The following is a 25,936-nucleotide window of genomic DNA, read 5'->3' on the forward strand; positions in this document are numbered from 1 at the left end:
GCACACGGTTTGCCCAGTATTCCCGGCGCTAAAGCGCCGGGCTGAGATCAGGGTGTGCTTTCTGCTGATCTCAGCCGAGCGCAAAAGCACCGGAGCAAAGCGGCGCAACCTCTAGGAGAAGGTTACTCCTCTTCCAAGCGCGATAAATCTGCCAGTTGGTCACGGTATGGCTTTTCGCCGTAGTTCTGCCACAACTGTCCGGTGATGGCTGCCGCGTCACGTTCCACCCCACAGGCGGCAAAGTAATCGCAAACGCGCTGCACATCCCGTTCCAAAATGAATTTGGCATTCGGGTTGCTCTGCGCATAAGTCACTTGTGGAAAGTCGATCAAGGTGATCGCCCCACTCCAGTAAAGGATGTTGTACGCCGACAGATCGCCGTGAATCAGCCCGTGTTTGAGCATGATCGTCACGTTTTCCAAGACAACATCAAAAAGGGCGAGGGCTTCCTCGTAGTCCAGCGTCGTCTCGCTAAGCGCGGGCGCAGCACTAAAGGCATCACCGCAGTAGCCCATCAAAATGGCGTTCTCGGCAACCCGATAGGGTTTGGGGACGGCTGCCCCCGCTTTGTAGAGCGTTTCCAGTGTGATGTACTCGTACATCAGCCACGAGGTGTGGGCAACTTGTTCGCCAAACGCCGTCTTTTTGCCAATGGCACGCATCAGACGATGCTCATTTGCTTTGATGGCGTGACCATTGTCGTTCAGCAGGGCGCGACCTTCACGGTACATTTTGTCGTTCCGCAGGTTGCGGAACATGCGCGGGCGGTAGACTTTTACCGCCAGCAAATCCACACCGGTGGAGGGGTGTCCCTGACAGCGATAGACGTTCGCCTCTTTGCCGCCCTTCACCCGCGCCAATACGTCGCTGATCAGCGCTTGTTCATAGAACGGACGGAGCGCCTCCAAAAGCCAGCCCTCTTCAAACAACCCGGGCGTATAGGTCGTGTTAAAGCCTGATTCCAAGCCTTCCGTCTCAGCAATCGAATGGATCACCTCCTCAGCGGGGCGTTTGGGGGTGTGCTTCACTTTGGGTTTGCGCTGGCGGCGGGCGCGGCGGTCTGTGGTCAGCGGATCAAAGGTACGCTCATACTCATCAAAGGTATCGAAGGTCGTATCCTCGTGTGAATCGTTGGCGGAAAGATTGGAATCGTCGTGAGTCGTGTGTATAGGCGACACGATAGGGTTCTCCAGACAAGATAAATGAACAGCAAGCCGAATGAACGCGAAACCGATAAAGGGGCGTCTGCGCGGCGCTTGTCTGCGGGAATCCTACTGTGTTGGCTGACGGGGGAAAGGCGGGTGGGAAATGACCTATCCGCAGCCCCTAACCGTCTCCAGAGATTCACGCAGCAACGCCGCCTCAACAGAGGCAGAAGGTTTGACTTGCATTCGTGCGTCTCCTTTTCTCCGAACGGTTTGGGTAAACGGCAAAACGATAACGAGAGTCATGATAACATGACTCTTTGAAGGCTGTCAACAGGTCAGGAGAATTCAGAGAGAAGATTCATGGGTATGTGAAAGGGAATACCCCTGTGAGGCTAAGCCTATCCAGCCCCGTAGGGACACCCCCTGGAGCGTCCGCGCCCTACCCACCTTCCCCTGTTTACGGAGGAAGGGGGCAGGGGTTTAGGGGTTCTGAACCCAAAACGCCAACAGACCCTAATGTTAACAGAGCCTAGTTCAAAATTCCCCGCCACACGGCATCGAGAGTCTGCAAAACCAAGAGGTTGCGGACGGTGAAGCCGTATTGTAGATTTGCCTCATCAATGACGCCGGCATTGTCGCTCGGCGGGTTCGTCAGGTGGATTCCGTCTGGCTCCAACCCATTGTTTGGCAGCCCACGCACGGCGTCGGCAAGGTTCATCACTGGCACGTTATAGCGTTTTCCAATCGCCAAGACAATCTTGTTGAACTGGCGCGATTTTTCCGCCACTGCCGGATTTTCGGGGAAGGTGCTGAGGATCGGGATGATTCCCGCGTCAAGCGTTTTCTTGACCACAAGGCGCATGAACTTATCGAACTGCTCTGGGAGCATGACCAGCACATCGGATGTGCCAAACATGATGATAGCGATCCCGGGCTTGTTCAGACGATATTCGCAATCAAGCGGCTGTTCTCCGGCGTTGCAATAGGGAGCGGCGAACTCCGGCTGCATGACGGCACTTGAGTTAAAGCCGTTGTTACTGGCGACACTCTGAAGATCAAAAGGGTTGTTGGCGTCTGGACGCGGCTGCACCATGAAGTAGTTGATCACTTCTTGAAGGTAGCCATACTGCCCCAAATTGTACTGCCCCCACCCAATCGGTTTGAGGAAACTGTGGTGATCGGTTTGGCAATCGCCCACCTTTGAAAAAACGCGGAAATTGTTTCCCAAATCCTTCCCCTTCGCCATGATCGCCCGCATCGCCGTGCGAATGGCGGGGGTGATCTTGGGGACGTTGGGGGCGTTCAGCGCCCCGACACCGGAGGGCAGCGGACCGGATGGCTCAACGACGGGATCGGCAGCCGCCGGCGGCGTGAACGTCTCGCTGCTTTCGGGGAAGTTGCTGACAAACACGCCCGCCGCGTAACGAAACAAGCGGGCGAATGCCCACCCGCGCACGCCATCCGCTGTATGGATCAAAATCCAGCCGTTGTTGTTATTCCGCCCATCAATAAAGACGGCGGTCTCTGTTTTGAGCGTCGTGATCACGGCACCCTGTGTGGTGGGCGAAACGCGGACATTCGTATCGACGGTTGTCCAAGCGTGTGGCTCTTGTGCGGCGGCGATCCCCGCCGGTAGGACGGTGAGAATCAAGACCACCGTGAGCATGAACAAAGTGAATTTGCGAACCATACCGATATAAAACCCCATCTCAAGCTAATCGAACGTGTGGAGGACGCCCAAAGGGCGTGTCTACTTCACCTTAGACTATTTCAACGAATCGCCCCTGTGAAGGTATGAATGTGTTGGCAGGCGCTCTCCCGATCATAGACCGTCGTCAGGTTCATGGTGAACGTCGTGGGGCTGTTAAAGACCATGACCATCTCTACATTCCCATCGTTCAAGCCGTTCCGCCCCGCGTAACTATAAACGTTTTCGCGGACACGGCGCAGCGTATAGACCTTCAGTTCTTGCCCTTTCCATGTCAGGTTCGACCCGCTTGGGGTGATGGCAGCAAGGTGAGCGCAGTAATTCAACGCTCCACCTCCACACGTCCCCACCATTTGATCGTTGCTGACCTCAACGTTCCAGACCGTCTTTGCCGAGGGCGCAAACCCGCCCCCACCGGGAACACCGCCGCTTGCTCCGCTGTTTCCGCCCGAATTATCACCTCCGGCGGGGCGGGCGGCGGTTGTCGCGCTTGGCTCAGCCTTTGCCACTGCCGCACACGCCCCCGCCGCCCGTACTGTCGCTGCCTCAATCCAGCGCTCGGCTTTCTCGTTCATTCGCCACCACAGCGCCCCGGCTGCGTCGGTCCACTGCCCCACAATGGGATAACTGAGCGCCGGATTGAGATAGACCAGCGCCCGTGTATCCCCCGGCAGGGCATGGACACTGGCACGGGCATCCCCGCGCACCACGCCAACATAGCACGGGGCGGGGTTGGGCAGCACATCAATCGGCGCGCCAGCGATGCTCTCGAAACTGTAGTTATCGGGGATGCGCGGCGGGGCAATAGCAATCATGCCATCCGCCCCGCCCAACCGAACACGGGTAAATTGCCCCGCTGGAACAGTCTCCGCCTTGCCCAATGCTTTGAGGGTCACTTCGCCTGCCAGCGTGTAAATCTCTAAACTCCCCTTTGCAATGCCTTTCAACAGCGCCACTGTCCCGCCTTCGGTCTCCGCCCCCCCGCTGAGCGTCACGGCAACGCCGTTGATCAGCATGGCGGCGGGCGCGGCGTTCGTCGTCTGGAGCAGCAAGCCCGATCCAGCATTTACACAGGGGCTTTCCTCAGCACTGTTCAGCGTCACCGCTTGGAAGGGCATGGGGAACAGATGCAGAGGCAGCAGATCGGTATCGGGCAAAATGGGTAGGGACATCACATCTCCGGTGATGTTCAGCGACTCCACCCGTCCCCAACCGACCATATCCTGAAAGCGGACGCGCACCCATGAACCATTCGCGTTGCGGGCGTCGGCTTGCCCTTCGTCCTTCCATTGCAGGCGCGTCACTTGGGGAAAGTTCGTGCTTGCCCCCGTCCGCAGCAGGACGGCGAGTTCGTCATAGGTCTGCACGGGCAGCGTCGTCACCGTGAGACGGGCGGGATCATCGAGGCGGGTGAGCGTTGCCTTGCCAAAGAGCGCCCCGTAGATGCTCGGCGCATCGGCATCTTCAGTAAGCGGGATATTGAAGCGGTGAATCGACCATTCTCCATTGGTTATATCCAGAGCGCCCGCGCCGAATTCTGCGGCATCCGCTAACATCATCGGAATGTCACCGCCCGCCGTACAGATGCTCCCCGCACCGAGGTTCTGACAATCTGCGTTGATGCGTGTGATCAGACTTGCTGCCAACACGGTGCAGGCGTCGCCGCTTTGTGCTGCCGCCAAACGTGCCGGCGGGAGCGACCCAATTGAACTACCAACAGCCAGTGCGACGACCAGCGCCAACCCAATCCGTACCACGCGCATGGTGGAATCCCTCTCCTGAACAATGCCAACGTTAAATCGCACCCCAACCATCACCAATTTTTGTTAGGCGACGGTCACTTCCGAACACAAATAGACATCCTGAATCGCCCGCAGCAGGGACGCACCCTCGTCCATCGGGCGTTGGAATGCCTTCCGCCCGCTGATCAACCCCATCCCGCCGGCGCGTTTGTTCACCACTGCCGTGAGGATTGCTTCCTCGAAGTCGTTTGCGCCGCTTGCCCCGCCGGAATTGATCAAACCCGCCCGCCCCATGTAGCAGTTCGCCACCTGATAGCGGGTGAGGTCGATGGGGTGGTCGCTCGCCAACTTTGTGTACATCCGCTCATCCAGTTTGCCATAGCTGGAATTGCCGCTGTTGAGCGCCTTGAAGCCGCCATTTTGGGTGGGCAGTTTTTGCTTGATGATATCGGCTTGGATCGTCACGCCGAGGTGGTTTGCCTGTGCGGTGAGGTCGGCGGAGGTCTCATGATTCACGCCGTCCACTTTGAAGGCGCTGTTACGGGTGTAACACCAGAGGACGGTTGCCAGACCCAACTCGTGCGCGAGGGCGAACGCCTGCGCCACTTCCACAATCTCCCGCGTGGCGTCCGCCGACCCAAAGTAGACCGTTGCCCCAACGGAGACAGCGCCCATATTCCATGCGTCGCGCACCGTCCCAAAAAGGATTTGCTCGGCTTTGTTTGGGTAGGTGAGCAGTTCGTTGTGGTTGATTTTGACCATGAAGGGAATTTTGTGCGCATACTTCCGCGCCACCGATGCCAACACCCCAAAGGTTGAAGCAACAGCATTACAGCCGCCCTCAATCGCCAGTTTGACGATGTTTTCGGGATCAAAGTAGGCGGGATTCTTAGCGAATGACGCTCCGGCGGAATGTTCAATGCCCTGATCAACGGGGAGGATAGAGAGGTAGCCCGTCCCGCCCAAACGTCCATGATCGAACATCTGCTGCAAGCTGCGCAGGACTTGCGGGCTGCGGTTCGATGCCGCCCAGACGCGATCAATAAAATCGCCGCCGGGGAGGTAAAGGGTCTCTTTGCTGATCGTCTGGCTGCTGTGATTCAGATAATAATCGGCTTTATCACCGAGCGATTCGGCGATCCGGTCAATGGTGTAGTCTTGGCTGTGAACAGCGAGTGCCATAGCTTGAATCCTTTCGGAAGGATTGTCTTGATTGTGTACCAAGCAAGTATAGCGTGCTGTGCCGTGAATTTCACCAGAGGGGTGGCGGGGCGGTGGGTGGGCGTGGGGGAGTGTCCCACCGCCACGCGCCCTTAATACGCTGTTTGTCCCTCAAGCATCGTCCCTTTTGTTGTCAGCGGGGCATGTTTCTCCATATAGTGACGGATTGCCGCCGCCGCAAACAGGGCGCGGTCTTTCGTGATCCACACATGGGTGACCAGTCGAAAATGCGGTCCCCCGCTGAGGATAATCCCCTGTGCTTTCATGGCGGCGCGGAAGGCGGCACTGTCCATCGTCTCTGGAATTGAGAAAAAGACCATGTTCGTTCGCTGGTGGACGGGATGCACCGTAATTCCCGGCGCAAGGGCTAACGCCTCTGCCAAAAGCTGCGCATGAACGTGATCTTCATCGAGGCGCTGGCGCATGTCCCGCAAGGCGATCAGCCCCGCCGCCGCCACAACTCCCACCTGGCGCATTGCCCCGCCCACCAATTTACGCATCCGGTACGCCCGTTGGATGAACTCCCGCGAGCCAACGACCAACGACCCCACCGGTGCGGCAAGCCCTTTGCTCAGGCAAATCTGAATTGAATCAGCGCCCTTCACCAGATCGCGGGGGTGAACATTCAGTGCCGCCGCTGCGTTGAACAGACGCGCCCCATCAATATGGAGTTTCAACCCCCGTGCATGGGCAAAATCGGCAACCTTTTGCGTGTACTCAGCGCTAATCGGTACGCCGCCCACACCCCCTTGTGTGTTTTCGAGGCAAATCAGGCGGGTGAGTGGTTGATGAACGTTCGTGGCATCGCGCAGGCTTGCTTGAATATCCTCTAGGCGAAGTGTGCCATCTGGCTGCACAGGGACTTGGCTCATGCTGACGCCCCCAAGCACCGACGATCCGCCCGCTTCCCATTGGAAAATATGGGCGCTCTTGCCGACGATCAGTTCGTCGCCGCGCCCGCAGTGTGCCAAAATAGAGACAAGGTTGCCCTGTGTGCCGCTGGCGACGAACAGCGCCGCCTCTTTGCCAAGCACATCAGCGGCATAGTCTTGAAGGGCATTGACGGTGGGGTCTTCGTCGTAAACATCATCACCGACAACGGCGGCTGCCATTGCCTCGCGCATGGCAGGGGTTGGGTGGCTCACAGTGTCGGAGCGGAGATCAATTGTGTCCATAAGAAAGTGGCTTTGTCCTATCATCGAAGCATGGTCAGATTCTAACGAGGTTCACGCCTTTTGGGAACAGTCCGAATAGCAAACGACAGCGCAAAACGCCGCCGATCTTGGCAGCGCGGGATCATCATTGGCTTGGTTGCGCTGATCCTTCTTCCGCTTGGGTTCGCGCTCTACATTTACAGTTATGGGCAGGTAGACCGCGCCGCCCCCGCTGCGGTGATCATCGTCCTCGGCGCGGGGACTCGTCCTTCCGGTGCGCCCTCTCCTAGCCACATCCGGCGTATTGATCACGCCCTCGCCCTGTATAAGCAGGGGCTTGCCCCGGCAATCCTCTGCACGGGCGGCTATACAGACCGCCACCCGAATAGCGAAGCGCGTGCCTGTCAACAACGGTTGGAGGCGTTCGGCGTTCCCGCCTCGGCAATCTTCCTTGAAGAAAAGAGCCTCAGCACAGAAGAAAACGCCCTTGAATCAAAGCCGATTATGGCGCAGCAGGGCTGGCAGACTGCGCTCTTAGTCAGTGATTCCTACCATCTCTGGCGGGCAGAGATGCTCTTTCGGGCGCAAGGGATCAGCGTTGTCTCCAGTCCGGCACAGGTCACCAGTGGGGGACTTCATTGGCGGACGGCGCTCTCTAACACCCTTCGGGAAGTGGCAGCAGCGGGCTGGTATGTCTTTAAAACCCTCTTGGGCTTGCCAATCACAAATTTTTAGGGCTGCATCTCATACTGCCAGGCATGGATCATAGGCAAGGACGCCCCAGGGGGCGTCCCTACGGTGCGGAGGAGGTTACCCGTTAGGGACACAGGATTACTTCGTCGCTGTGGCGGCAACCGTCGGCGGCGTGATTGTTGGGCGTTTGCCAAGCGTCACCTTCACAACCATCTCTTTGCCCCCCCGCTGCAAAACGATCTCAAGGGATGTTTCGGCGGCTTTCGTCGTCACATAGCCGCGCAGTGCATCGACCCCACCGAGGGGGAGGTTATCGACGGCGACGATCACATCATCCACCGCGATGCCCGCCTTCGCCGCTGGACTATCCGCGACAACCTCTAAGACTTTTGTCCCGCAGTTGGCAACATCTTCCCCGCGCACACCAAGATAGCCCGGTTGAAAATCCGCCGCGATGGTGGGTGCGTTTGTTCCTTCTGGGGTTGCCTCGGCGGTGCTTTCCGCCGTTGAAGCGGCAGTGGACATCGGTTTGGCATCCGGGTCGGGGCAAGGCGGGAAACGTGGTTCAACGGCGCTCGCAGTCGCCGTAGGGGTGGGGCTGGCGGCGATGGTTGCCCCGCTGGTGGTGGGAGCAGCGGCGGTAGGGGTGGGGCTGGCGGCGATGGTTGCCCCACCGGTGGGGGGGGCGGCAGTAGGGGTGGGGCTGGATTGGGGATTGGGGCTTGCCGCAGCGGTGAGGCTGCTTACGGCAAAGACAACGGCGAATAACAGGGCGGCGCTCCAACGGAGGAAACGAGTCGTCAACATCGTGATTGTCCTTCTTTTCTGACGTTTAGAGTTTATGGGATCTCGCTACAAATTGTACACCACCCCTCCCCTCTCATGAGATTTTTTCTTGATCTGCTCAGGACAGCGGAATTATAATGCCGGACAGGGTTCACAGAATACGAAGCAATGAATTAAGGTTTATCATGACAACAAATACCCTCCCTGCGCCTAGCAGTCCCATGACCACCCAACCGAGAGATCGCCTCCGCCAGATTAGCCTTGCCCTCGCCATTCTGGGCTTGTTTGTGGCGGGCTATCTCAGTTACACCCATGCCACCGGAACGGAGATCGCATGCGTGGAGGGCGTCAGCAATTGCGAGGTGGTGAACGCCTCCTATTACGCCAGTTTCCCGCCAAGCGAGGGCGGCAAAGGGGGGATTTACGTCGGGTATCTAGGCTTTGCTGGCTATCTGACCATCCTTGCCACCTTGATTCTTGAGCGGCGCGTGCCGTTTTTGCAGCGTTGGGGAGGGCTAATCCTCGTCGGGATGACCTTTTTCGGGTTTCTGTTCAGCATGTACCTGACGGCAATCGAGGCGTTCGTTCTTTACGAATGGTGTCAATGGTGCGTGGTGAGTGCCATCACCATGACCATCCTTTTTGGTGTTTCGTTGGCGCGTTTGTGGCAGGGTGCCCCAGAAGACGCCCTTGAGGACGGGGAGGCGTAACCCTCACCGACTCTCCGTTGGAGCGTTCATCCCATAGGGAGCATAGCCCGCGTAACTGTAATCCGTTTCGGCGTCTCGTTTGTGCAAGCGGTTGACAACAACCCCTGCCAACCGGACGCCGATACTGCGTAAGTTTCCCGCCGTTTTCGTCAGCGCCCCGCGCCGTGTTCGCCCCGCTTCTACCACAAGAAGAATGCGCCCTTCCGTCACATTTGCCAACACGCCCGCATCCGAGATGGTGAGGGCGGGGGGCGCATCCAGAATGACCACATGGTGTCGTTCTGAACCAACAATCGCCCGTACCATCGCTTGCGCCGGAGGGGAACTTAACAATTCTGAGGAGGTCGCCCGAATGCGCCCCGCCGTGATCACATCCAAACCCGCAATAGCGGTAGGGCTGGCAAGGCTTTCCACCAATGCCCGAATATAGGCGGCATCCAAGACGCTGGAGAGATCAACGGCAGTGAGATCGAGCGTATCTTCTGGATCGGCGGTAGCTTTTGCCGATTCGGCTACTCGTGCCAGAAAGCGGCGGCTTAAGGCGCTGGACAAGCCGACCTCATTGGCAATGCCAAAAATGGCGTGCTGCGTGGGGCGGCGCAAATCGGCATCAATCAGCAGAACGCGCAGTCCGGCATTGGCAAAGGAAACAGCAAGGTTGGCGGCGGTAACGCTCTTGCCTTCTTCGGGGTTGGGGCTGCTGATCACATAAACAGCCGGACGATTCGCTGCCTCTCCCTCGGTGAAGATTAAATTCACCCGAAGCGCTCGGTAGCTTTCAGCCGCGGCGCTGTGCGGCTGCTCTAGGGCGATCAACTTGTCGCGGTATGTCCCCCGCCGCCCAAAGGAGGGAATCGCCCCTAGCAGCGGTATCCCACCTGCCAACCCTGTCACCTCCGAAGGAAGGCGGATCGTGTCATTGAGCGTTTCCAGCAGATACGCCGCTCCCGCTGCCAACGTTCCCCCAATCATGCCAGCGAAAATCAAGCTGCCCAGACCGCCCGTCTCTACCGGTGCTTGGGGCGGGCGAGCGCGTTCAACAACAGTCAGGACGTTTGCTGTTCCCTCTTGTTGGATCAATGCCAGGGTGTTCGTCAGTTGGGCAAGGTTGCTCTGCACGGTGTTAATTTGCGCGATCAGATCGGCACGTTCGCGGTTTAGGCGCGTTTGATCCGCCTCAGGGAGATCGACGTTGAGTTTGCTTTCCACCTCGGCAAGGTTCGCCCGCGATTTCCTTAACTGCTCACTCGCGCTGCTGATCTCGTCTTGCAGAAGGGACACTTGCCGTTGTTGATCTTCAGTGAGATTTGTCGGACTGTTGCGGATCAACTGCCGCGCCAGTTCGTCAGCAATGGCGGCGCAGAGGGCGGCATCGGTATAGGTGACGGTAAGCGTGAGGAGCGCCGTTTGGGGGATAACCGCCGTTGTGAACAGATCGCGCAGTTTTTCAGCGGGAATAGGCAGTTTGAGCGTGTTTACCGTCGCCTCTAACACGGGGTAGGTTTTGGCAAGGACAGCGTAGGTCTGCGCCAGTTGAAATTCGGTGGTAATCAAGGACGATCCTGGATTTGCCAATGCCCCCGATGAGCCAATGCGAATTGTCGTGGCGGCTTGGTAAAGTGGTGTGGCAGCACGCATTGTCAGCCAACGAATGCCCACCCCAAGCACAACGCCAATCAGAATCAACCACAGCCAGCGGCGGAATAGACGAAGGTAGACGGCAAGTTCCATGGGGGGAGAGTGTACCAACCGAAAGCGCGGTGTACAATTTAGTGAAAATGAGGATAAACCGTCATGCCTATCCAAAAACTGATGATGGAAACCAGCCCGGTGATGCGCCTCATCGTGACCGATCCTTGGAGTCTGAAGGAGATGTGGGACGCTCTGCGGGACGTTCACACCATGTTAGACAACCAACCGAACAAGGTGCATCTCTTTTTCGATCTCAGCAAGGCGAAATCCATGCCGCTTGATATGGTCAGCATTGCCCGCCGCCCGGATATTGGACACCCCAAGACCGATCAGCTTGTTTTTCTGGGAGCGGGGATGATGACGCGGATGATGATCAGCGGCTTGGCGCGGGCGCAGCGGGCGACAAACGTCCACTTCTTTGACCGTGAAGGGGATGCCTTAGCATTTCTGGCAAAACTACCTTCCGCCTGATGCCGCTTATGTCGTTCGGGCGACTCGTTGCCGTCGCCCATTGGAGCTATCAAAGATGACCGACTCCCCCAACCCCACTCCTGATGGTACGCCCTTTTTTGCAGCGCGGGCGCGGGCATGGCTCACCTTTCTTGTCATTCTTGTCCTCACCTTCGCTTTAGCTTGGGCTTTGGGTTTCTTCGGGCGCTAGGGTACAATGCCGCCTATGAGCCGTATCGTAGGGAATTTCGTTTGAACGCACAACGCACGTCAGATAAAACGCTCGAAGAATCGCCCACCCCTGCCCTGACAGAAACGATGCGGGCGCGGCGCTATGATTCGTGGGGACGTTACCCTACCTCTACGCCCAAACGAATCATTGCTCCCCATTGGCAAACAGACATCCCTGATTTACGCGGGCTTGAGATGGGCGAGACCGTCCTCCCACACGGCTACGGACGCAGCTACGGCGATTCCTGCCTGAACAACGGCGGAACATTGATCGATATGACCAGACTGCGCCGCTATATTGCCTTTGATGAGGAAAGCGGGCTGTTGCAGTGTGAGGCGGGCGTTATGCTTGCCGATATTTTGGCAACGTTCGTCCCGCGTGGTTGGTTTCTGCCCGTCACACCGGGGACAAAGTTCGTCAGCATTGGGGGGGCAATTGCCAACGATGTTCACGGGAAAAATCATCACGGCGGGGGGACGTTTGGCTGCCATGTCACGCGCTTTGAACTCCTCCGTTCGGATGGTTCACGGCTGCTTTGTTCCCCCACCGAAAATGCCAACTACTTCCGCGCCACCATCGGCGGCTTGGGCTTAACCGGGCTGATTCTCTGGGCAGAATTCCGCCTCCGCCGCATTCCGGGTCCCTACATCGCCGAAGAACGGATCAAATTTCGGACGATTGAGGAATACTTCGAGATCGCCCGCGACTCGGACGAACGCTTTGAATACACCGCCGCCTGGCTAGACTGTCTCACCTTCCAACGGACGGGGGGGCGTGGATTCACCATGCTAGGCAACCATGACCGCCTGCAACCACTGGCGGGGAAAGCGCTTAAGGCGAAGAACCTTCCGGCGCTGCCTATTGATGCGCCCTCGTTCGCCTTGAATCCCTTGACAATGCTGGCATTCAATGAGGTCATTTATCGGATGCCACCGGTGAAACACCTTCGCCGTGTCGTCCCTTACGATGGCTTTTTCTATCCGCTGGATGCCATTGGCGATTGGAATCGGATGTACGGCGCACGGGGTTTTTTGCAGCATCAATTCGTTGTCCCCTATAACGACGATTACCGCGCCTTAAAAACGATCCTGAACGCCATTGGGAAATCGGGCGAAGGGTCTTTCCTCGTCGTCTTAAAGACTTTTGGCGAGCGCAAATCGCCCGGGATGCTCTCCTTCCCTCAACCCGGAGTGACCTTAGCCCTTGATTTTCCTATGCGCGGCGAATCGACCCTGAAACTTTTGGATCACCTAGATAGCATCGTCCGCGAGGTAGGGGGGGTGGTCTATCCGGCAAAGGACGCCCGCATGTCGGCGGCGAATTTCCAAGCCTTTTACCCCCAGTGGCAAACGTTCGCCACCTATGTTGATCCGGCTTTTTCCAGCACCTTTTGGCGGCGCGTGACGGCGGCGGTCTAGCCCAGTCACAACGTGAATCGAGAACAACCCTGACCATGACCAACCGTGTCCTGATTTTGGGCGCAACAAGCGCCATTGCCCATGAGACCGCGAAATGCTTTGCCGCCGAGGGCGCTGCGCTCTGCCTTGTGGGGCGCAGCGCCGAGAAACTCGCCGCGTGTGAACGCGATCTGAAGGTTGCCGGCGCGTCACAGGTGGCGACGTTGTGCTATGACCTTGACGATTTGGACGCCCATGAAACCTTGATCAATGAGGCGGTTACTGCCCTCGGCGGTCTTGATGTGGCGCTTTTGGCACAGGGGACCTTGGGCAATCAGGCAGCCTCTCAGAGCAGCGTTTCTGAAACACTCAAGCAGTTCCAAACGAACGCCCTCAGTTACATCTCCCTTCTGACCCTTCTTGCCAACCGCTTTGAGGCGCAAAAATCTGGCGCAATTGCTATCATTGGCTCGGTGGCGGGGGAGCGCGGGCGAGGCAGCAATTATGTGTATGGTTCGGCAAAGGGCGCAGTGATGCTCTTTGCCGGTGGGCTGCGCAACCGCCTAGCGAAAGCCGGTGTCGCCGTCCTCACCGTCAAACCGGGCTTTGTCGATACCCCCATGACGGCGGGGATGAAGAAAAACCCCCTCTACGCCAGCGCCAAAAGCGTTGGGGGGCGCATCCACAAAGCAGTCCAGCGCCGTGAAGATGTCGTCTACACGCCATGGTTCTGGATGGGTATTATGGCAATTATCCGCAGCATTCCAGAGCGGCTGTTCAAGAAGTTAGGGCTTTAGGAGTCTCGCCACCATGCGCTTCAGCCGTCCGCCCCTGCTCATCCCGCTTGGCTTGGTCGCCCTCGGTGTCGTGCTGCTTTTGGGCAACTTCCGCCTGATCGACGCCGGAACAATTTTGCGCTTTTCGCCTGCTCTGCTCATCGTTGCCGGGCTCCAACTGTTACTGCGTGGCGACGTCGGCTTGACATGGCAGATGCAAACCTTCGGCATCACACGGGGGACGGTGCGGACGGCATCCTTAGAAGCAAGTGCTGGCGAACTCGATGTAAAAATCCGTGCGCTGCGGCGTGAAGGTCGTCTGATTGCCGGGCAATATACCGCCCGCAGCCGCCCCGAACTGGAAACACGGGGCGATCATGCCCGCTTGTTCATGCGGCGCGGTGCGGCGTGGGCATTTTCGCTGGCAGATTGGGAGGTCGGCTTGGCAAAAGACCTTCCCTGGACACTGCTGATCAGCACACATTTGGGTGAACTTGATATTGATCTCGCCAACGTCCGCGTGAATCAAGCAGATTTCGCTACTGGATTTGGCGATATTCGCCTTATCTTGGGCGATGGCATTGCTGGTGGAGTTCGGGCAAGCAGCACCTTTGGGCATATCACCATCGTCGTTCCGAACGAGGTTGAAGCCGTGATCCGCGTCGCAGACCGCCCCCTTGCCCGCCTTCAGGTTGACGAGTCACGGTTTCTGATGGTGCAGCCTGGGCTTTACGCCACACTCGGCTACCGCGAGGCAGAAGGCTTGATCTACTGCGAGGTGGGCAGCACCTTCGGCGTTGTGCGCGTGAACTAACGCCCGCACCTCGCTATCGCGTTATCTGCTCAAAGGCTGATCCTGCCAACCGAGATCGTGTAGAAATCATCCCGTGAAAAAAACGCGCCGCCGTCTGTTTCGCTTTACCCTCACCCTTTTGATTTCGCTTCTCCTTGTGGAGGGGTTTCTTCGCCTTGCCTATCCACGCCTTCCGCAAGGGATACAAATTGCCTTACGGTTTGTCCGCCTAACGCCCTTCAGCGATCAGCGCCTCGCCCCCCTTCCGCTTTGGCAAAGTGACCGCCATTACCAAATGATCGCCATGCCAGATGTCCGCGACAGCCGCCAAGCGGGGAGCATCAATGCGCAATTCACGGTGAATACCTACCGCTGGTGGATCGGGCGGGTTGGCTTTCGCAGCCCTCAACCCGAAAATGGGCGCGTTGAGGCACTCGCCCTCGGTGATTCGCACACCTTTTGCTATGTCGATGATGCCGATTGCTATGTCACCCGTCTAAGCGCTCTGTTAGGCGTCTCCATCGCTAATTTTGGGCAAACCGCCACCGGTTCGGTCAGCCACGAGCGGCTTTACACGGATTTCGTGGCGAACCTTCCCATTGGGCAGCCCGCCCTTGTGATCTGGCAGTTCTATGGCAACGATTTCAACGATGATTACGGGCTTGCTCTGCTCAACGGGACGAACAAAACAGCGCCGCCGCCAGAAACGATCCGAGAACGCTCTCCCTTTACCGCATGGCTGGTCGAAAACTCTGCCCTCGCCGCCCTGATCGATTTTTTTCAATCGGCGGCAGACTATGCCCTGTTTGTCGATCCTTACGGCGTGAGCGTTCATGGACAGACGATGCTCTTTGGACGCCCCTACCTCCGTGCCAGTTTTGACCTGACTGAACCGCGTAATCAAGAGGGGGAAGAACTGACTTACGCGGCAGTTCGCGCCGTGCGAGGGCGTGTGGAAGGAAACGGCGGGCGCTTTGTGATGATCCTGATGCCCACCAAAGAAGAAGTTTACCGCAGCCTGACCGCGCCAATCCTCGGTGCAGAAACCTTTCAGACACTGGAAACGCCGCGCTTGCGGATGGCTGACTTTTGCCAGCGGGAAGGCATTGCCTACCTTGATCTGAGCGATGTGTTAGGGGCGGCGGCGGCGCGGGGGGAACTCGTCTTTTTCCCGGACGATATCCATCTCAACCCCCTCGGCAACCGCCTTGTAGCAGAGGCAATCGCCGCATGGGTGAGAGATAGGTAGCGGGTTCACCTCACCCCTGGCAGCCCGCCTTCGGTGTGTTCCCCCTTTTCTGCTGATCTCAGTTTCGTGCTTTAGCACAGGGACAAGGCATCCTATCTTGGTTCACAATGCTCGTGGCAGCTCATGTGCAGACACCCCTTAGAGGAATTGGTTCGCTTAAGGGGCATCGTTTAGACGCCTTTCGGGTTCTCTATTCAGGTGTATTATCTCGATAGTATCAAATTTCACCTCAGGGGTGGGGTTTTTCCATGACGACGACCAATTTTTCTGGTGGGCAAATTGTGCGCTGGACATTCGTCATCTTGGCGATTCTGATTGGGGTAGCAGCCGCATGGTGGACGAAAGACATCCTCATGCTGACACTGACCGCCATTGTCTTTTCCATTCTTCTGACGACGCCCATCCGCTTTTTCGTCCGTCGGGGCATTCCCCGCCCACTTGCCATCCTCTTAACGATGCTGCTGATTATCATTGGCATCAGCGTTGCCTCGGCAGCCATTTTGCCCGGGTTATTACAGCAGTTCCAGATTTTGGTCACAACCGCCATTCCTAATGCGTGGGATTTGCTGCAAAAAGAACTGCGCCCAGAGGTGTTGATCCAACGCTACCCCTTTCTACAGGGATTTATCGAACAAAATGCCGATTTTCCCGCCCAAATCTTGAATCAGATCGTCGCCGGATTGGGGGCGCTTTCTGGTCAGGTATTCCCTGTCATAGGCGGCATTGTTGGCTTCATCGTCAGCCTTCTCATTATCATTTTCCTCAGCCTCTATTTTATTGCCGACCCCAACACCCATTGGCGGGGGATGCTCCGCCTCATCCCGGTGAGCTATCGCCCCCGTGCGCGGGAAATCCTTGTGCGGTTGGATTTCTCTCTGCGGCGCTTCTTACAGGCGCAGATCATTATTATGGTTCTAACCGGACTGGCGACGGCATTGGGCATGGCAATTTTGGGTGTGCCGCTCTCTGGGGCGCTCGGCGCTATTACAGGCTTGTTTAGCTTTGTCCCCAACTTTGGACCGCTGATTGCCCTGATTCCCACCCTTGCGGTGGCAATCCTAAACACACCCCAACAGCTAATCCTCGTCTTATTGGTCTTTTTTGGGATTCAAACGATTGTCAGCCAGATCGCAGCCCCACTGATGATCGGGAACGAACTGAACATGCCTCCGGCGCTCATTTTGCTTTCGCAGTTGTTCGCTGGCATCTTCTTTGGTTTTTTGGGGCTGCTGCTGTCCGTTCCCCTAGCGATTATCGTGATCGTCTTGGTGAAGGAAGTCTATGTCCACGATATTTTAGGAGATACAGATCGCGGCGGGAAGCGCACCACCCTAGAGGTTGAGGCGATGCTTTCGGATAAGGTGGGGCATTAGATGGGGTAGAGCCGCGTGGATTCCCCCCTTTCCCCTTGCGAGGGACGTAGGGCTAGGGCGCGGATGCCCAGGGGGCGCCCCTACTTAAGAGAAAACCTCTATGCCTGTGTTTGCCTTCAAGCCCCGAAAGGGTGGCTACTCTCAGCCCGCTGCTTTAGCGGCGGGCGCTCACGAGCGGCAATGGGACGGGGTGCGAGAAAGTCAACAGACCTTACTCCTCGTCGGTAACTCGCGTTGTGCCGATGCCTGCTTTCAGATCGTGCAAGCGGCGGTAGGTTGCCTGAAAGGTGAGTGCATCGGCAACATGAAAGGGATCGGGCGCCTCAGCGGCGATCACCCCCCGCGCTTCGGCATCGACCAGCGCTTGGAGCAGTTCGCGATAGCGCATGTCTGATTCGTTCAGCGGAAGGTGCTGCTTTTCGCCCTTTTCGCCGTATTCAATGCCCGATAGGTGGCAGTGGAGCGACTCCAACCCGCTTTGCCCTAGCCCATCCTTCACCGCCTTCACCATGCGGGCAAATTCCTTGTAGCTGTTGTCTTTCCCCGTGCGGGCGTGGAGGTGAGCAAAATCAATCGCTGGCAGCACACCGGGGACATCGCGCCCTAGTTGAATTGTCTCCTCAAGCGTCCCGAACATCGCCCCCTTGCCCATTGTCTCTGGGCGAAGCGTGACGTGGACGCCCTCGTTTTTCAAAATCGTCGTGATCTCGCGGAGTTTGTCACGGACGCGATCATAGACGGTTTCGGGGGGTTGGTTGTGGTAGGAACCCGGATGAAAGATAATATCTCGCGCTCCGGCGAGATAGCCCTTGCGGGCGGCAAGAAGCAAGCGTTCATCGCTTTTGCGCATCAGGTCATCGGTTTGGCTGTTTAGGTTGATGTAGTAAGGGGCGTGAACACTCAGGCTGACGCCGTATTGTTCAGCCGCCGCCTTGATCGCCGCACAGGATTCATCGGTGACGCGCACGCTCTGCACCCAAGCAATTTCAAGGTGATCCAGCCCTAGCGCCCGTGCGTGGGCAATGGCAAGGGGTGTTCCCCCTGGGTGCGGTGTGCTGCTTGGAGCGCCCACCGTCCCAAAGCGAATGGCATCCGTCGTTGGCTGATGGTGGGCTTTGGGGGTGCGGGGCGCGGCTGTTGTTTTAGGCATATATCCAATTACCTTTGCTGCTGATATATGATACTTATTAACTCACCTTACGCAGTTGGGTTTGTTCACCCCGTATTCGTCGAAAGGGGCAGTTTGAGGGGGAAGCCCCCTCAAAAAAGTGCATTCCCCCTCTCCCGCGTGGCGGGAGAGGGGGCTAGGGGGTGAGGGTCTGTGCCTAAGGTGAGTTATTAATAAGATGTTGCGTGCCATTGTTCTCATCCCTCTCATCCTGCCCCTTTGCAACCACAGGGTAAACGAAACCACGTGCGTAAGTCTTATTTAGAACTTACGCAGTTGAACGTGTTTCCCCCGTATTCATCGAAAGGGGATGTTTGAGGACGAAGCCCACTCAAACAATGGATTCCCCCTTCTCCCAGTGGGAGAGCAGGTACATACCGAAGGCGGGTCGCAGGGGATGAGGGCAACTGCGCAACGTCTATTATTGTACTCGACTGGTCGGAAAGACCAGAATAGATCGCACCGCCTTGCTATACACTTACCAGATAGGGATCACCATGACCACTGAACGAGATCGCTATGCCGAACGGATGATGAATCCACCAGCCCCACTGGATCGGAAACGTGTCCTCACCATCGCCTTTATCGCCTTTGTCGTCGTCTTTTTTCTGTGGCAGACGCGAAGTATTATCCTCTACCCGTTTTACCTGCTTGTCACCTACGTTCACGAGATGGGGCATGGCTTGGCGGCAGTTTTTACGGGGGGGCGCTTCGTCAGTTTTCATGTCTACCCCAATGGGGCGGGGGTTGCTTATACGGACGGCGGCAACCAACACCTGATCTTGGTGGCGGGGTATGTGGGAACGGCGCTTTTTGGGGCGATGCTGCTCTACCTCGCCAACCGTGTCCGACGTGTGACGTTGGTGTCCTATGGAATGGCGGCTTTTTCATCCTCTCTGCGCTCTTTTTGGCGGTTCGGGCGGCTGGAATATGATCACCGCAATCACCGCCTTTTTGCCATTATGATCGGTGTGACGGCAGGGGTAGGGTTCATTGCCCTTGCCCGCTATGGCAACCGCACGGCGAATGTCTTGATTTTGAACACCTTCGCCTTCATCATCGGCTTTAATGTCATCAATGACTTCCTCTACCTGTTTAACAACCAAACCATTGGGATTGACGATATTCCGAATGATGCCGCAGCCATGGCAAAACTGACCAGTACTCCTACGGCGTCGTGGATCATTCTTTGGCTGATGATCTCTATTTTGATGATGGGCATCGCCGCGATTTACGCTTTGTAGACCAAAAACAGGCGAGAGTAACTGGTTGAGGGGATTTCTCATGGCGTCTTTGTCCTGAGGACAAACCATTTTCCAACCCACTGCCGATCATTTTCGCGCTACAATGCAAGGTAGCAAGGTATGAGCGCGTGCGATGACCGTCAAAATTCTGATTGTAGACCCCGATATTTCCTTCAGCGTGCCGATCAAGCGGGCGCTAGAGCAGCGCGGTGATTATCGCGTTCATACCTTTGCCAGTGGGCAGCCCGCACTGGAAATGCTTCAACGCGATGCCCACGATGTGGTGATCCTTGACGCGGATATTGCCGACATTGCCCTTCCCGCCCTGATCCATGCCATGCGGCGCGTCCAACCCTGGCTGTATGTCATGATCAGCACGACGCCAGATCGAGATAAGCCCGCCGTCCGTCCCCTCAATGTGCAAGGGATGATTGCTAAGCCCTACCTTGCCCGCAATCTGATTCATGCCCTAAGTGCGGCGGTGCGCTGGATCGAAGTGCGCCGCACGGCGACGGGCGGACGCGGGGCAGCCGAGCAACCCCTAGCGAGCCGCTTCGCACGCTTGCTACCCTAACTATTCCCGACGCGCCGCCCTCTCTAGAGGATACGCCGAATCTAGGGAGGAAGCTAACTAGTGGGGCAATCAGCGAGCCGCCCATTCCCGACGACGCCACTGCCCGCGATGTGTTCCGGCGCACCAGCAAGCCGCTGCCTCCCGAACCGCCCTTCCCGAAGAGGCGACAACGCCCACCGTGAACGTGGCGGGTCGCACCAGTGATTCCGCCCCGCCCCCACCAGACAGCCTCCTGAAATGCCGCCGGAGGAAGCCCAAACGCTGGTGGAGGCGTCCCTTGCAGCGCTGGCATTAGAGATCACCGATGACGCCACAATCCCGTTGGAACGTCTGCCAGAGGCATTCGAGAGCAGTTCGGAACACCTTCCGCCGGATGCCCGTCCCACCTTCAACCCCTAGCGCTTTGGCAGCACGCCGATGATTTGAATGAGCCAACCCTTGTGGAGGCGCGCCAACCCTCCCCGCATCCCTTCAGGGTGAGCCTTCCGACGTGCTTGAAGATGACATGGCGCGAACCTTCCGCACCCTGATTGGGAGGAGACTTCCCCACAACCCGTGAGCGATGCCCCTGCCCCAGAGGCTGACATAGCTCATCCGCCGCCACCCCCGGCTGATGCGGCAGACGCGCCTGAACCGGTCACTATGTTGGCACGGATGGCGCTTTACCTCACACAGATCACCACCGGCTCAGCAGCGCGGGCAGCGCTCTTAATTCAGGATGGCAGCCTGATTGCCCAATCGGGCGGGATTTCGGAACAGGACATACGCGGCTGTGTGGCGGATGTTGCAAAGGCGTGGTCAAAAGGGGCGGCGGGACCATCCCCTGAATCAACTCCGGCAAAACTGAGTTATGTGGAACTGCCAAGCGGTAGCGATTACCTGATGTATTCGGTGCAGACGGTGGAAGGGATGATCCTTGTCATGCTGTTCCCCGGTGATGTGCCGTTGGGAACGATCCGCAAACAGGCAAGTTCCCTGCGCGGGGCGTTGATCAGCGTCCCTGATAGCGCCGAGGCAGTCGAATCTGAGGCAGTCACTGCTGACTCTGAGGCGGCGACGACACTTCCCTCCCGCCCCACAGATATGATTCCGCCCGAAGGGCTGCGCGAGGCGCTGACCATTGCCTCCCCTCTCGCCAGCACGCCGGAGTCGCCCGCTCTCGCTGCGCCGTCCAGCCCAGAACGCCCCACTGTCCCTTACGCCGCGTTCACCTTTGTTTGGCTCCCACGCAGCGGCACGCTGAGCGATTATCAGGTGGCAATGCTCCCTACCTGGTTAGAACGGGCGGCGCTGCCGAGGTTTTGGGATATTGAGAGTGTGCAAGGGCAGCCAACGCACGCGGTGATCCACCTGCGCTTGCCGGAAGGGACATCGCCCTACGAGGCGCGAACGACCCTTCAGCAAGAAACCGCGCTGAGCGCCGGAGCTGATGATTTTTGGGCAGAGGTCTATTATCTTGTGACGGGGGGGCGGGAGGTGACCCCCCAAGAGGTGGCAAATTTATTGGAATTCCACCGCGAGGCGGCGGGGTAACTGTGTTTTAGGGGATTCCGAACCACCTTCTGATCCCTCATACCCCCTCATGGGGGATAAGCTCCACCGTGAGTCCGCTACCCCAACCGTATTTGGCATCCATAAGCGCGGCTATGGCGGAGATCAACGCCGGATCGTCTTCCGGGGAGGATGCGCCCCCCCCCGTGTAGGGGGACGATGGGCGGCGTTATCTTCCCGCGTGCCGATGCTGAAGGTGACCAGTGGGTTTGCCATAATATTGCGCACCCAATGCGCTTTATCGCCCGACTCGGCAACCATGTAATAACACCCCTCATGTTCGACAAACCAAATTTCGATCTGGCGCGGTTCGCCAGAGGTGCGCCCTGTCGTTGTTAGGTAGAGAAAAACAGAATTAGCATCGCTTGTCATGGATCAGCCCTCATCCTATCCGTTTGCCAAACTGTGGCGTATTTAGGGTGTGTTGAATCTGTAATCAGAAAATGCGCCCATGCCCCATGCCGTGAGTCCCGTGCTAAAGCACGAGGCTGAAAGCAGGGGAAGAGAAATCCATACCCTACCGTAGGGACTCCTCTCTAGGGCGTCCGCTTTACCCTGTGTGGTTGACCATTCGGTCACAGTTTGCGCACGATGGTCACTTCGCAAGGGGGCGTTTCCCCGCCCTCTAGGGTGACCGTCAAACGTAAGAGATAGCGCCCTTCAAACAAATTGCTGATCGTTGCTCCCTTTGCCAAAACGCCCTCTGTAATGGGCTTGCGGATGGGCGTTTGCAGCACCCACCGCGGACGTGTGATGGAGGCACTATCAAGGTATTCCACCTCGAGAAGATAGCTAAAAAGTTCTCTGGATCGGCGCTCCCTCGAATATCAAAAGCGTCAAAATTGAGCGCTGCCCCTTCAACAGGGAAAGTGATTGTTGCGTGAGGGTTGGTACACGTTGGTTTTGGGGCGTTCGCTTCTACGGTTGCCACGCGATAGACAAAGGCGGCGGTAATGATGGCGGGCGGAACATTGGTGGGGAGGATGTGGGGATGCGGGCTTGCGCCTCTTGAATACGGGTTATCCCCACAAGCCCAATAAACACAAAATTGACGATCAACACAAGGGCAAGAAGATAGACCACATAGCGGTATGGACTGGTCATGATGTTACGGAATGCCGTCCGGTAGACCGCCCCCGTACTGGTTGTGGTGCGGTTATGCTGACGCCACGATTCAAAAGCAGCCTCGGCGTCAAAGGTGGGGGGTGGGGTTTCGCCGCCCGTTGGGGCATGAGAGCGTGTCCAATAATCATCGCCCTGATAAGGTTCGTTGGGATACACCCGCCGCCGCTGACGGTCATAGGCGGCACGTTGGAGCGGATCGGTCAGGACATCATAGGCGTCATTCAGAAGGCGGAACTGCTCAGTTGCCCACACTTCCCGTCCTGGGTTTAGGTCGGGGTGGACGGCTTTTGCCTGCTGCCGATAGGCGCGATGGATCATCTCAATGGGCGCATCGGTGGGGATATTCAGCCGAGCGTAGAAATCGTTATAGAGGTCGTAGCGTATGATTTTCCGTGCCATAGGGAGAGTCTGACACAGATTATCCCAAGAGGCAATTAAAAGGAGCGCAAACAGTCCTCATAACAGGCGTATTCTCCCCTACAAGGAGGGGTGTTGTTGGAGAAAATCCGGCGGGAATAGGGTTGTACGATAAAATCCCCTTATTCCAGTATTGGCTATCCCATCAAGGCGCACCATGAACCTTCAACCACGCACGTCTTCTCGTCTCTGGATACGTCTGCTCTTTCTTGCTCTCGGTTACATTGCTTTCATCTTGCTTGGCTCGCCAGAGGGCTTGCGCGGTGTGGCATGGACGCCCATTCAAGCAGAGTTCAAAGTAACCCCCGACTTTTTGGGGGTTTTGCTGTTTCCGCCAACGGTTGGGTACTTGCTCTCCAGTTTTTTCAGCGGGCGGGTGACTGGGCTGTTGGGGACGGGGCGGGCGTTGGCATGTGCCGCCGCGCTGATGGGCATGGGGCTGGTTGGCTACGGCGTAGCCCCAACATGGCTTGCTATCGTCAGCATCGGCTTTGCCATCGGGTTTGGGGGATCATCGATGCCGGACTGAACACCTTTCTTGCCGCCCACTATCACCCTAGCCTGCTCTATTTGCTCCATGCCTTTTTTGGCGTGGGGACGACGCTCAGCCCGCTGTTCATCACCGATATTCTACGGCGGGAGGAATCCTGGCGGCTGGCGTATCAACTTGTCGGTGGGGCAGCATTTGTGCTGGCGGTTATTTTTCTGCTCACCAGCCCCTTGTGGGATCGCTTTGAGCGACAACCAGCAAAAACGAAGGCGGATGCTTCTGCCGTCCCCGTCGCACGTACCGCGCTTTTCGCAACGCTCCGCCTCCCCATGACGTGGTTGGGGATCGTCCTTTTTCATCTATGCCGGTGTGGAAGGGACGGTGGGGGCATGGGCATTTTCGGTGTTTACCGCACAAGGGGTGAGTGAGGTGAACGCTGGCGCTTGGCTAAGTACCTATTGGGGGACGTTCACACTGGGGCGCGTTTTGTCCATTGGGGTGGCGCAGGTTCTCTCTACCACAACACTTTTGCGCGGGGCGATGATCAGCGTCATTGGCGGGGCGCTGCTGTTTGTGTGGAGTCCTTCGCCAGAGGTGGGCTTGGCGGGCGTCGTCCTCATTGGGTTGTTCACCGCCCCGTCTTTCCGGCACTCATCGCCAACACTGGAGATCGCGTGGGGAACAGCCATGCTCCTAACGCGATTGGTTTTCAGGTGGCAGCAGCGGGCTTAGGGTTGGCAGTTATGCCCGGCTTGGCGGGCTGGCTGGCAGTCAACACGCCGAAAGTTCACCTCAATTTCCCTCTCCGTATTGGTTGTTGCTCTCTTGATTTATGCCCTTTACGAATGGACACTCCTTTTGGCGCGGCGAAAAGGAAACGCAGGGGAAGGCGTTGAGGATGCAACCTCAACCAGCCGGAGTACGTAGATGAGACAGGGAACAAGAAGCAGCTCAGATAAACAATTACAGGGAGGAATGCGCAGCATGAGCGCAGAAAACGCGATTGATGTGCGGGGCGTCACGAAACGCTATGGGACGTTCACCGCTGTGGATGGCATTAGCTTTGAAGTGCGGCGGGGCGAGATTTTCTCCATGTTGGGTCCGAACGGGGCGGGGAAAACAACAACACTGCGCATGATGTTAGATATCATCAAACCCGACAGCGGGACGATTGCCCTTTTGGGGTCGCCCTTTCATGAATCGATGAAGGCGCGGATAGGGTATCTTCCCGAAGAACGCGGGCTATACAAAAATGTGCGCGTCCTTGAACTGCTTGGCTACCTTGGATCGTTGAAAGGGATGAAACCCGCCGAGGCGATCCGCAAGGCAGATAAGCTGCTCGATGAGGTGGGTTTGGGGAGAACAAAAAAAGCAAGATCAGCGAGCTAAGCCGGGGATGTCCCAAAAGGTGCAGTTCATTGCCACCATCCTCCACGACCCTGACCTGTTGATCATTGACGAACCGTTTTCCGGTTTAGACCCAGTGAACACGGATATGGTCAAGGGGATGATCTACCGGATGCGCGATGAAGGGCGCACCGTGATCATGAGCATCCACGAAATGCATCAAGTGGAGGAAATGGCAGACCGCTTGATCATGATCAACAAAGGGAAGCGCGTTCTCTATGGGAGCGTTGACGAGGTGCGCGGGCAGTACGCCGAAAACGCGGTGATCATCTCTGGAAAAGGCGATTGGGGAGCGATCCCAGGCGTGGTCAGCATCCATTCCAATGATGGCGGGCGGGCGGTGACGCTCAAACTGGATGCCGGAGTCACCCCGATCAGGTCATGCGTTATGTTGCCGACCAGCCCAATTATTCGGTTACGAGCTTTGCCCGTGCCGTCCCACGCCTAAATGATATTTTCATCCGTGTGGCGGGGGTGTTCCGGCGACGAACGGCGCAGTGCGGGGGGCGGTGCAATGAATCTGATCAAACTCATCCGCATCGCCCGCCGCGAATATCTCACCAATTTTCGGCGGCGGTCATTTCTCTTTACGATGTTTGGCTTGCCGATCTTCCTCGTCGCTATTTTTCTGATCATCGGGGTGGTGACTACCAGCGCGATTGATAGCATTGACGGGTTTAAACGGATTGGCGTTGTTGACCAAGCCGGCGTATTCCCCGGAAGGGAAATCCCCGCCCCTTTGCGCTCTACGAATCCCTTTCGGCAGCCGACGCCGCCCAAAAAAGCGGGGAAGCAGACGCCTATTACGTGATTCCGGCGGATTACCTGAAAACGGG

Annotated in this window: 29 protein-coding genes; 18 read left to right on the top strand and 11 right to left on the bottom strand. The window is 57.3% G+C overall.

Going from position 1 to position 25,936, the window contains the following annotated elements; genetic code table 11:
- Window positions 1-122: 122 nt before the first annotated feature.
- From HS103_05965 to ltaE, 5 genes are all read right to left on the bottom strand, one after another.
- Window positions 123-1,178, bottom strand: a complete 1,056-nt coding sequence (locus HS103_05965; protein MBE7512344.1) for a hypothetical protein — start codon at window positions 1,176-1,178, stop codon at window positions 123-125.
- Window positions 1,179-1,677: 499 nt separating this feature from the next.
- Window positions 1,678-2,838 (bottom strand): SH3 domain-containing protein, encoded by a 1,161-nt coding sequence (locus tag HS103_05970; GenBank protein MBE7512345.1) that lies wholly within the window; start codon window positions 2,836-2,838, stop codon window positions 1,678-1,680.
- Between the two features lie 80 nt (window positions 2,839-2,918).
- On the bottom strand, window positions 2,919-4,619 hold the full coding sequence (locus HS103_05975; protein ID MBE7512346.1) for a hypothetical protein: 1,701 nt from the start codon (window positions 4,617-4,619) through the stop codon (window positions 2,919-2,921).
- A 63-nt stretch (window positions 4,620-4,682) separates the two neighbouring features.
- Window positions 4,683-5,780 carry a class I fructose-bisphosphate aldolase gene (locus HS103_05980; GenBank protein ID MBE7512347.1) on the bottom strand — a complete coding sequence of 366 codons (1,098 nt, stop codon included), beginning with the start codon at window positions 5,778-5,780 and terminating at the stop codon, window positions 4,683-4,685.
- A gap of 131 nt (window positions 5,781-5,911) precedes the next feature.
- Window positions 5,912-6,994: a low-specificity L-threonine aldolase gene (gene ltaE / locus HS103_05985; GenBank protein ID MBE7512348.1), complete on the bottom strand. Its 1,083-nt coding sequence runs from the start codon at window positions 6,992-6,994 to the stop codon at window positions 5,912-5,914.
- Between the two features lie 60 nt (window positions 6,995-7,054).
- Here ltaE and HS103_05990 point away from each other — a divergent pair, with 60 nt between their 5' ends.
- Window positions 7,055-7,708 carry a YdcF family protein gene (locus HS103_05990; protein MBE7512349.1) on the top strand — a complete coding sequence of 218 codons (654 nt, stop codon included), beginning with the start codon at window positions 7,055-7,057 and terminating at the stop codon, window positions 7,706-7,708.
- 96 nt (window positions 7,709-7,804) lie between these two features.
- Here the strand turns inward: HS103_05990 and HS103_05995 are convergent, their stop codons facing one another.
- Window positions 7,805-8,473 (bottom strand): PDZ domain-containing protein, encoded by a 669-nt coding sequence (locus tag HS103_05995; GenBank protein ID MBE7512350.1) that lies wholly within the window; start codon window positions 8,471-8,473, stop codon window positions 7,805-7,807.
- Window positions 8,474-8,637: 164 nt separating this feature from the next.
- On the opposite strand from HS103_05995, the gene HS103_06000 reads away from it, so the two are divergent.
- A complete protein-coding gene (locus HS103_06000) occupies window positions 8,638-9,162 on the top strand; it encodes a vitamin K epoxide reductase family protein (GenBank protein ID MBE7512351.1) in 525 nt (174 codons plus the stop codon).
- 3 nt (window positions 9,163-9,165) lie between these two features.
- Here the strand turns inward: HS103_06000 and HS103_06005 are convergent, their stop codons facing one another.
- The gene (locus HS103_06005; GenBank protein MBE7512352.1) at window positions 9,166-10,893 is read right to left on the bottom strand and encodes a hypothetical protein; all 1,728 of its coding nucleotides are present in this window, start codon (window positions 10,891-10,893) and stop codon (window positions 9,166-9,168) included.
- 63 nt (window positions 10,894-10,956) lie between these two features.
- Here HS103_06005 and HS103_06010 point away from each other — a divergent pair, with 63 nt between their 5' ends.
- The 6 genes from HS103_06010 to HS103_06035 all read left to right on the top strand — a co-directional run bounded on the left by HS103_06010 (window position 10,957) and on the right by HS103_06035 (window position 17,124).
- On the top strand, window positions 10,957-11,325 hold the full coding sequence (locus tag HS103_06010; protein ID MBE7512353.1) for a hypothetical protein: 369 nt from the start codon (window positions 10,957-10,959) through the stop codon (window positions 11,323-11,325).
- Between the two features lie 297 nt (window positions 11,326-11,622).
- Window positions 11,623-12,954, top strand: a complete 1,332-nt coding sequence (locus tag HS103_06015; GenBank protein ID MBE7512354.1) for an FAD-binding oxidoreductase — start codon at window positions 11,623-11,625, stop codon at window positions 12,952-12,954.
- Between the two features lie 35 nt (window positions 12,955-12,989).
- A complete protein-coding gene (locus HS103_06020; GenBank protein MBE7512355.1) occupies window positions 12,990-13,730 on the top strand; it encodes an SDR family oxidoreductase in 741 nt (246 codons plus the stop codon).
- A gap of 13 nt (window positions 13,731-13,743) precedes the next feature.
- Window positions 13,744-14,523, top strand: a complete 780-nt coding sequence (locus tag HS103_06025; GenBank protein MBE7512356.1) for a hypothetical protein — start codon at window positions 13,744-13,746, stop codon at window positions 14,521-14,523.
- Window positions 14,524-14,596: 73 nt separating this feature from the next.
- A complete protein-coding gene (locus tag HS103_06030) occupies window positions 14,597-15,751 on the top strand; it encodes a hypothetical protein (GenBank protein ID MBE7512357.1) in 1,155 nt (384 codons plus the stop codon).
- A 248-nt stretch (window positions 15,752-15,999) separates the two neighbouring features.
- The gene (locus tag HS103_06035) at window positions 16,000-17,124 is read left to right on the top strand and encodes an AI-2E family transporter (protein ID MBE7512358.1); all 1,125 of its coding nucleotides are present in this window, start codon (window positions 16,000-16,002) and stop codon (window positions 17,122-17,124) included.
- A 211-nt stretch (window positions 17,125-17,335) separates the two neighbouring features.
- Here HS103_06035 and HS103_06040 read toward each other — a convergent pair whose 3' ends face one another.
- Window positions 17,336-18,274 carry a TIM barrel protein gene (locus HS103_06040; GenBank protein ID MBE7512359.1) on the bottom strand — a complete coding sequence of 313 codons (939 nt, stop codon included), beginning with the start codon at window positions 18,272-18,274 and terminating at the stop codon, window positions 17,336-17,338.
- A 515-nt stretch (window positions 18,275-18,789) separates the two neighbouring features.
- Here HS103_06040 and HS103_06045 point away from each other — a divergent pair.
- The 4 genes from HS103_06045 to HS103_06060 all read left to right on the top strand — a co-directional run bounded on the left by HS103_06045 (window position 18,790) and on the right by HS103_06060 (window position 21,643).
- Window positions 18,790-19,536: a M50 family metallopeptidase gene (locus HS103_06045; protein MBE7512360.1), complete on the top strand. Its 747-nt coding sequence runs from the start codon at window positions 18,790-18,792 to the stop codon at window positions 19,534-19,536.
- 133 nt (window positions 19,537-19,669) lie between these two features.
- Complete coding sequence (locus HS103_06050) at window positions 19,670-20,110, top strand: response regulator (protein MBE7512361.1); 441 nt, start codon at window positions 19,670-19,672, stop codon at window positions 20,108-20,110.
- Window positions 20,111-20,347: 237 nt separating this feature from the next.
- Window positions 20,348-20,509, top strand: coding sequence for a hypothetical protein (locus HS103_06055; protein ID MBE7512362.1), 162 nt, complete (start codon window positions 20,348-20,350; stop codon window positions 20,507-20,509).
- 156 nt (window positions 20,510-20,665) lie between these two features.
- On the top strand, window positions 20,666-21,643 hold the full coding sequence (locus tag HS103_06060) for a hypothetical protein (GenBank protein MBE7512363.1): 978 nt from the start codon (window positions 20,666-20,668) through the stop codon (window positions 21,641-21,643).
- 123 nt (window positions 21,644-21,766) lie between these two features.
- On the opposite strand, the gene HS103_06065 is transcribed toward HS103_06060, so the two are convergent.
- From HS103_06065 to HS103_06075, 3 genes are all read right to left on the bottom strand, one after another.
- Window positions 21,767-22,033, bottom strand: a complete 267-nt coding sequence (locus tag HS103_06065) for a nitroreductase family deazaflavin-dependent oxidoreductase (GenBank protein ID MBE7512364.1) — start codon at window positions 22,031-22,033, stop codon at window positions 21,767-21,769.
- A 203-nt stretch (window positions 22,034-22,236) separates the two neighbouring features.
- Complete coding sequence (locus HS103_06070) at window positions 22,237-22,440, bottom strand: hypothetical protein (GenBank protein ID MBE7512365.1); 204 nt, start codon at window positions 22,438-22,440, stop codon at window positions 22,237-22,239.
- A 139-nt stretch (window positions 22,441-22,579) separates the two neighbouring features.
- Complete coding sequence (locus HS103_06075) at window positions 22,580-23,185, bottom strand: J domain-containing protein (protein ID MBE7512366.1); 606 nt, start codon at window positions 23,183-23,185, stop codon at window positions 22,580-22,582.
- A 175-nt stretch (window positions 23,186-23,360) separates the two neighbouring features.
- On the opposite strand from HS103_06075, the gene HS103_06080 reads away from it, so the two are divergent.
- The 6 genes from HS103_06080 to HS103_06105 all read left to right on the top strand — a co-directional run bounded on the left by HS103_06080 (window position 23,361) and on the right by HS103_06105 (window position 25,911).
- Entirely contained in the window at window positions 23,361-23,732 is a 372-nt protein-coding gene (locus tag HS103_06080; protein MBE7512367.1) for a hypothetical protein, read from the top strand.
- On the top strand, window positions 23,669-24,121 hold the full coding sequence (locus HS103_06085) for a hypothetical protein (GenBank protein ID MBE7512368.1): 453 nt from the start codon (window positions 23,669-23,671) through the stop codon (window positions 24,119-24,121). Before HS103_06080 ends, HS103_06085 begins: the two co-directional genes overlap by 64 nt.
- 1 nt (window position 24,122) lies before the next feature.
- Window positions 24,123-24,425, top strand: coding sequence for a hypothetical protein (locus tag HS103_06090; GenBank protein ID MBE7512369.1), 303 nt, complete (start codon window positions 24,123-24,125; stop codon window positions 24,423-24,425).
- Window positions 24,426-24,677: 252 nt separating this feature from the next.
- Entirely contained in the window at window positions 24,678-25,082 is a 405-nt protein-coding gene (locus HS103_06095; protein MBE7512370.1) for an ATP-binding cassette domain-containing protein, read from the top strand.
- Between the two features lie 19 nt (window positions 25,083-25,101).
- Window positions 25,102-25,548, top strand: coding sequence for a hypothetical protein (locus tag HS103_06100; GenBank protein ID MBE7512371.1), 447 nt, complete (start codon window positions 25,102-25,104; stop codon window positions 25,546-25,548).
- 66 nt (window positions 25,549-25,614) lie between these two features.
- Window positions 25,615-25,911, top strand: a complete 297-nt coding sequence (locus tag HS103_06105; protein MBE7512372.1) for a hypothetical protein — start codon at window positions 25,615-25,617, stop codon at window positions 25,909-25,911.
- The last annotated feature ends 25 nt before the right edge of the window (window positions 25,912-25,936 follow it).

The sequence above is a fragment of the Anaerolineales bacterium genome, assembly GCA_015075625.1.
Classification (GTDB): Bacteria; Chloroflexota; Anaerolineae; order Aggregatilineales; family UBA2796; genus UBA2796.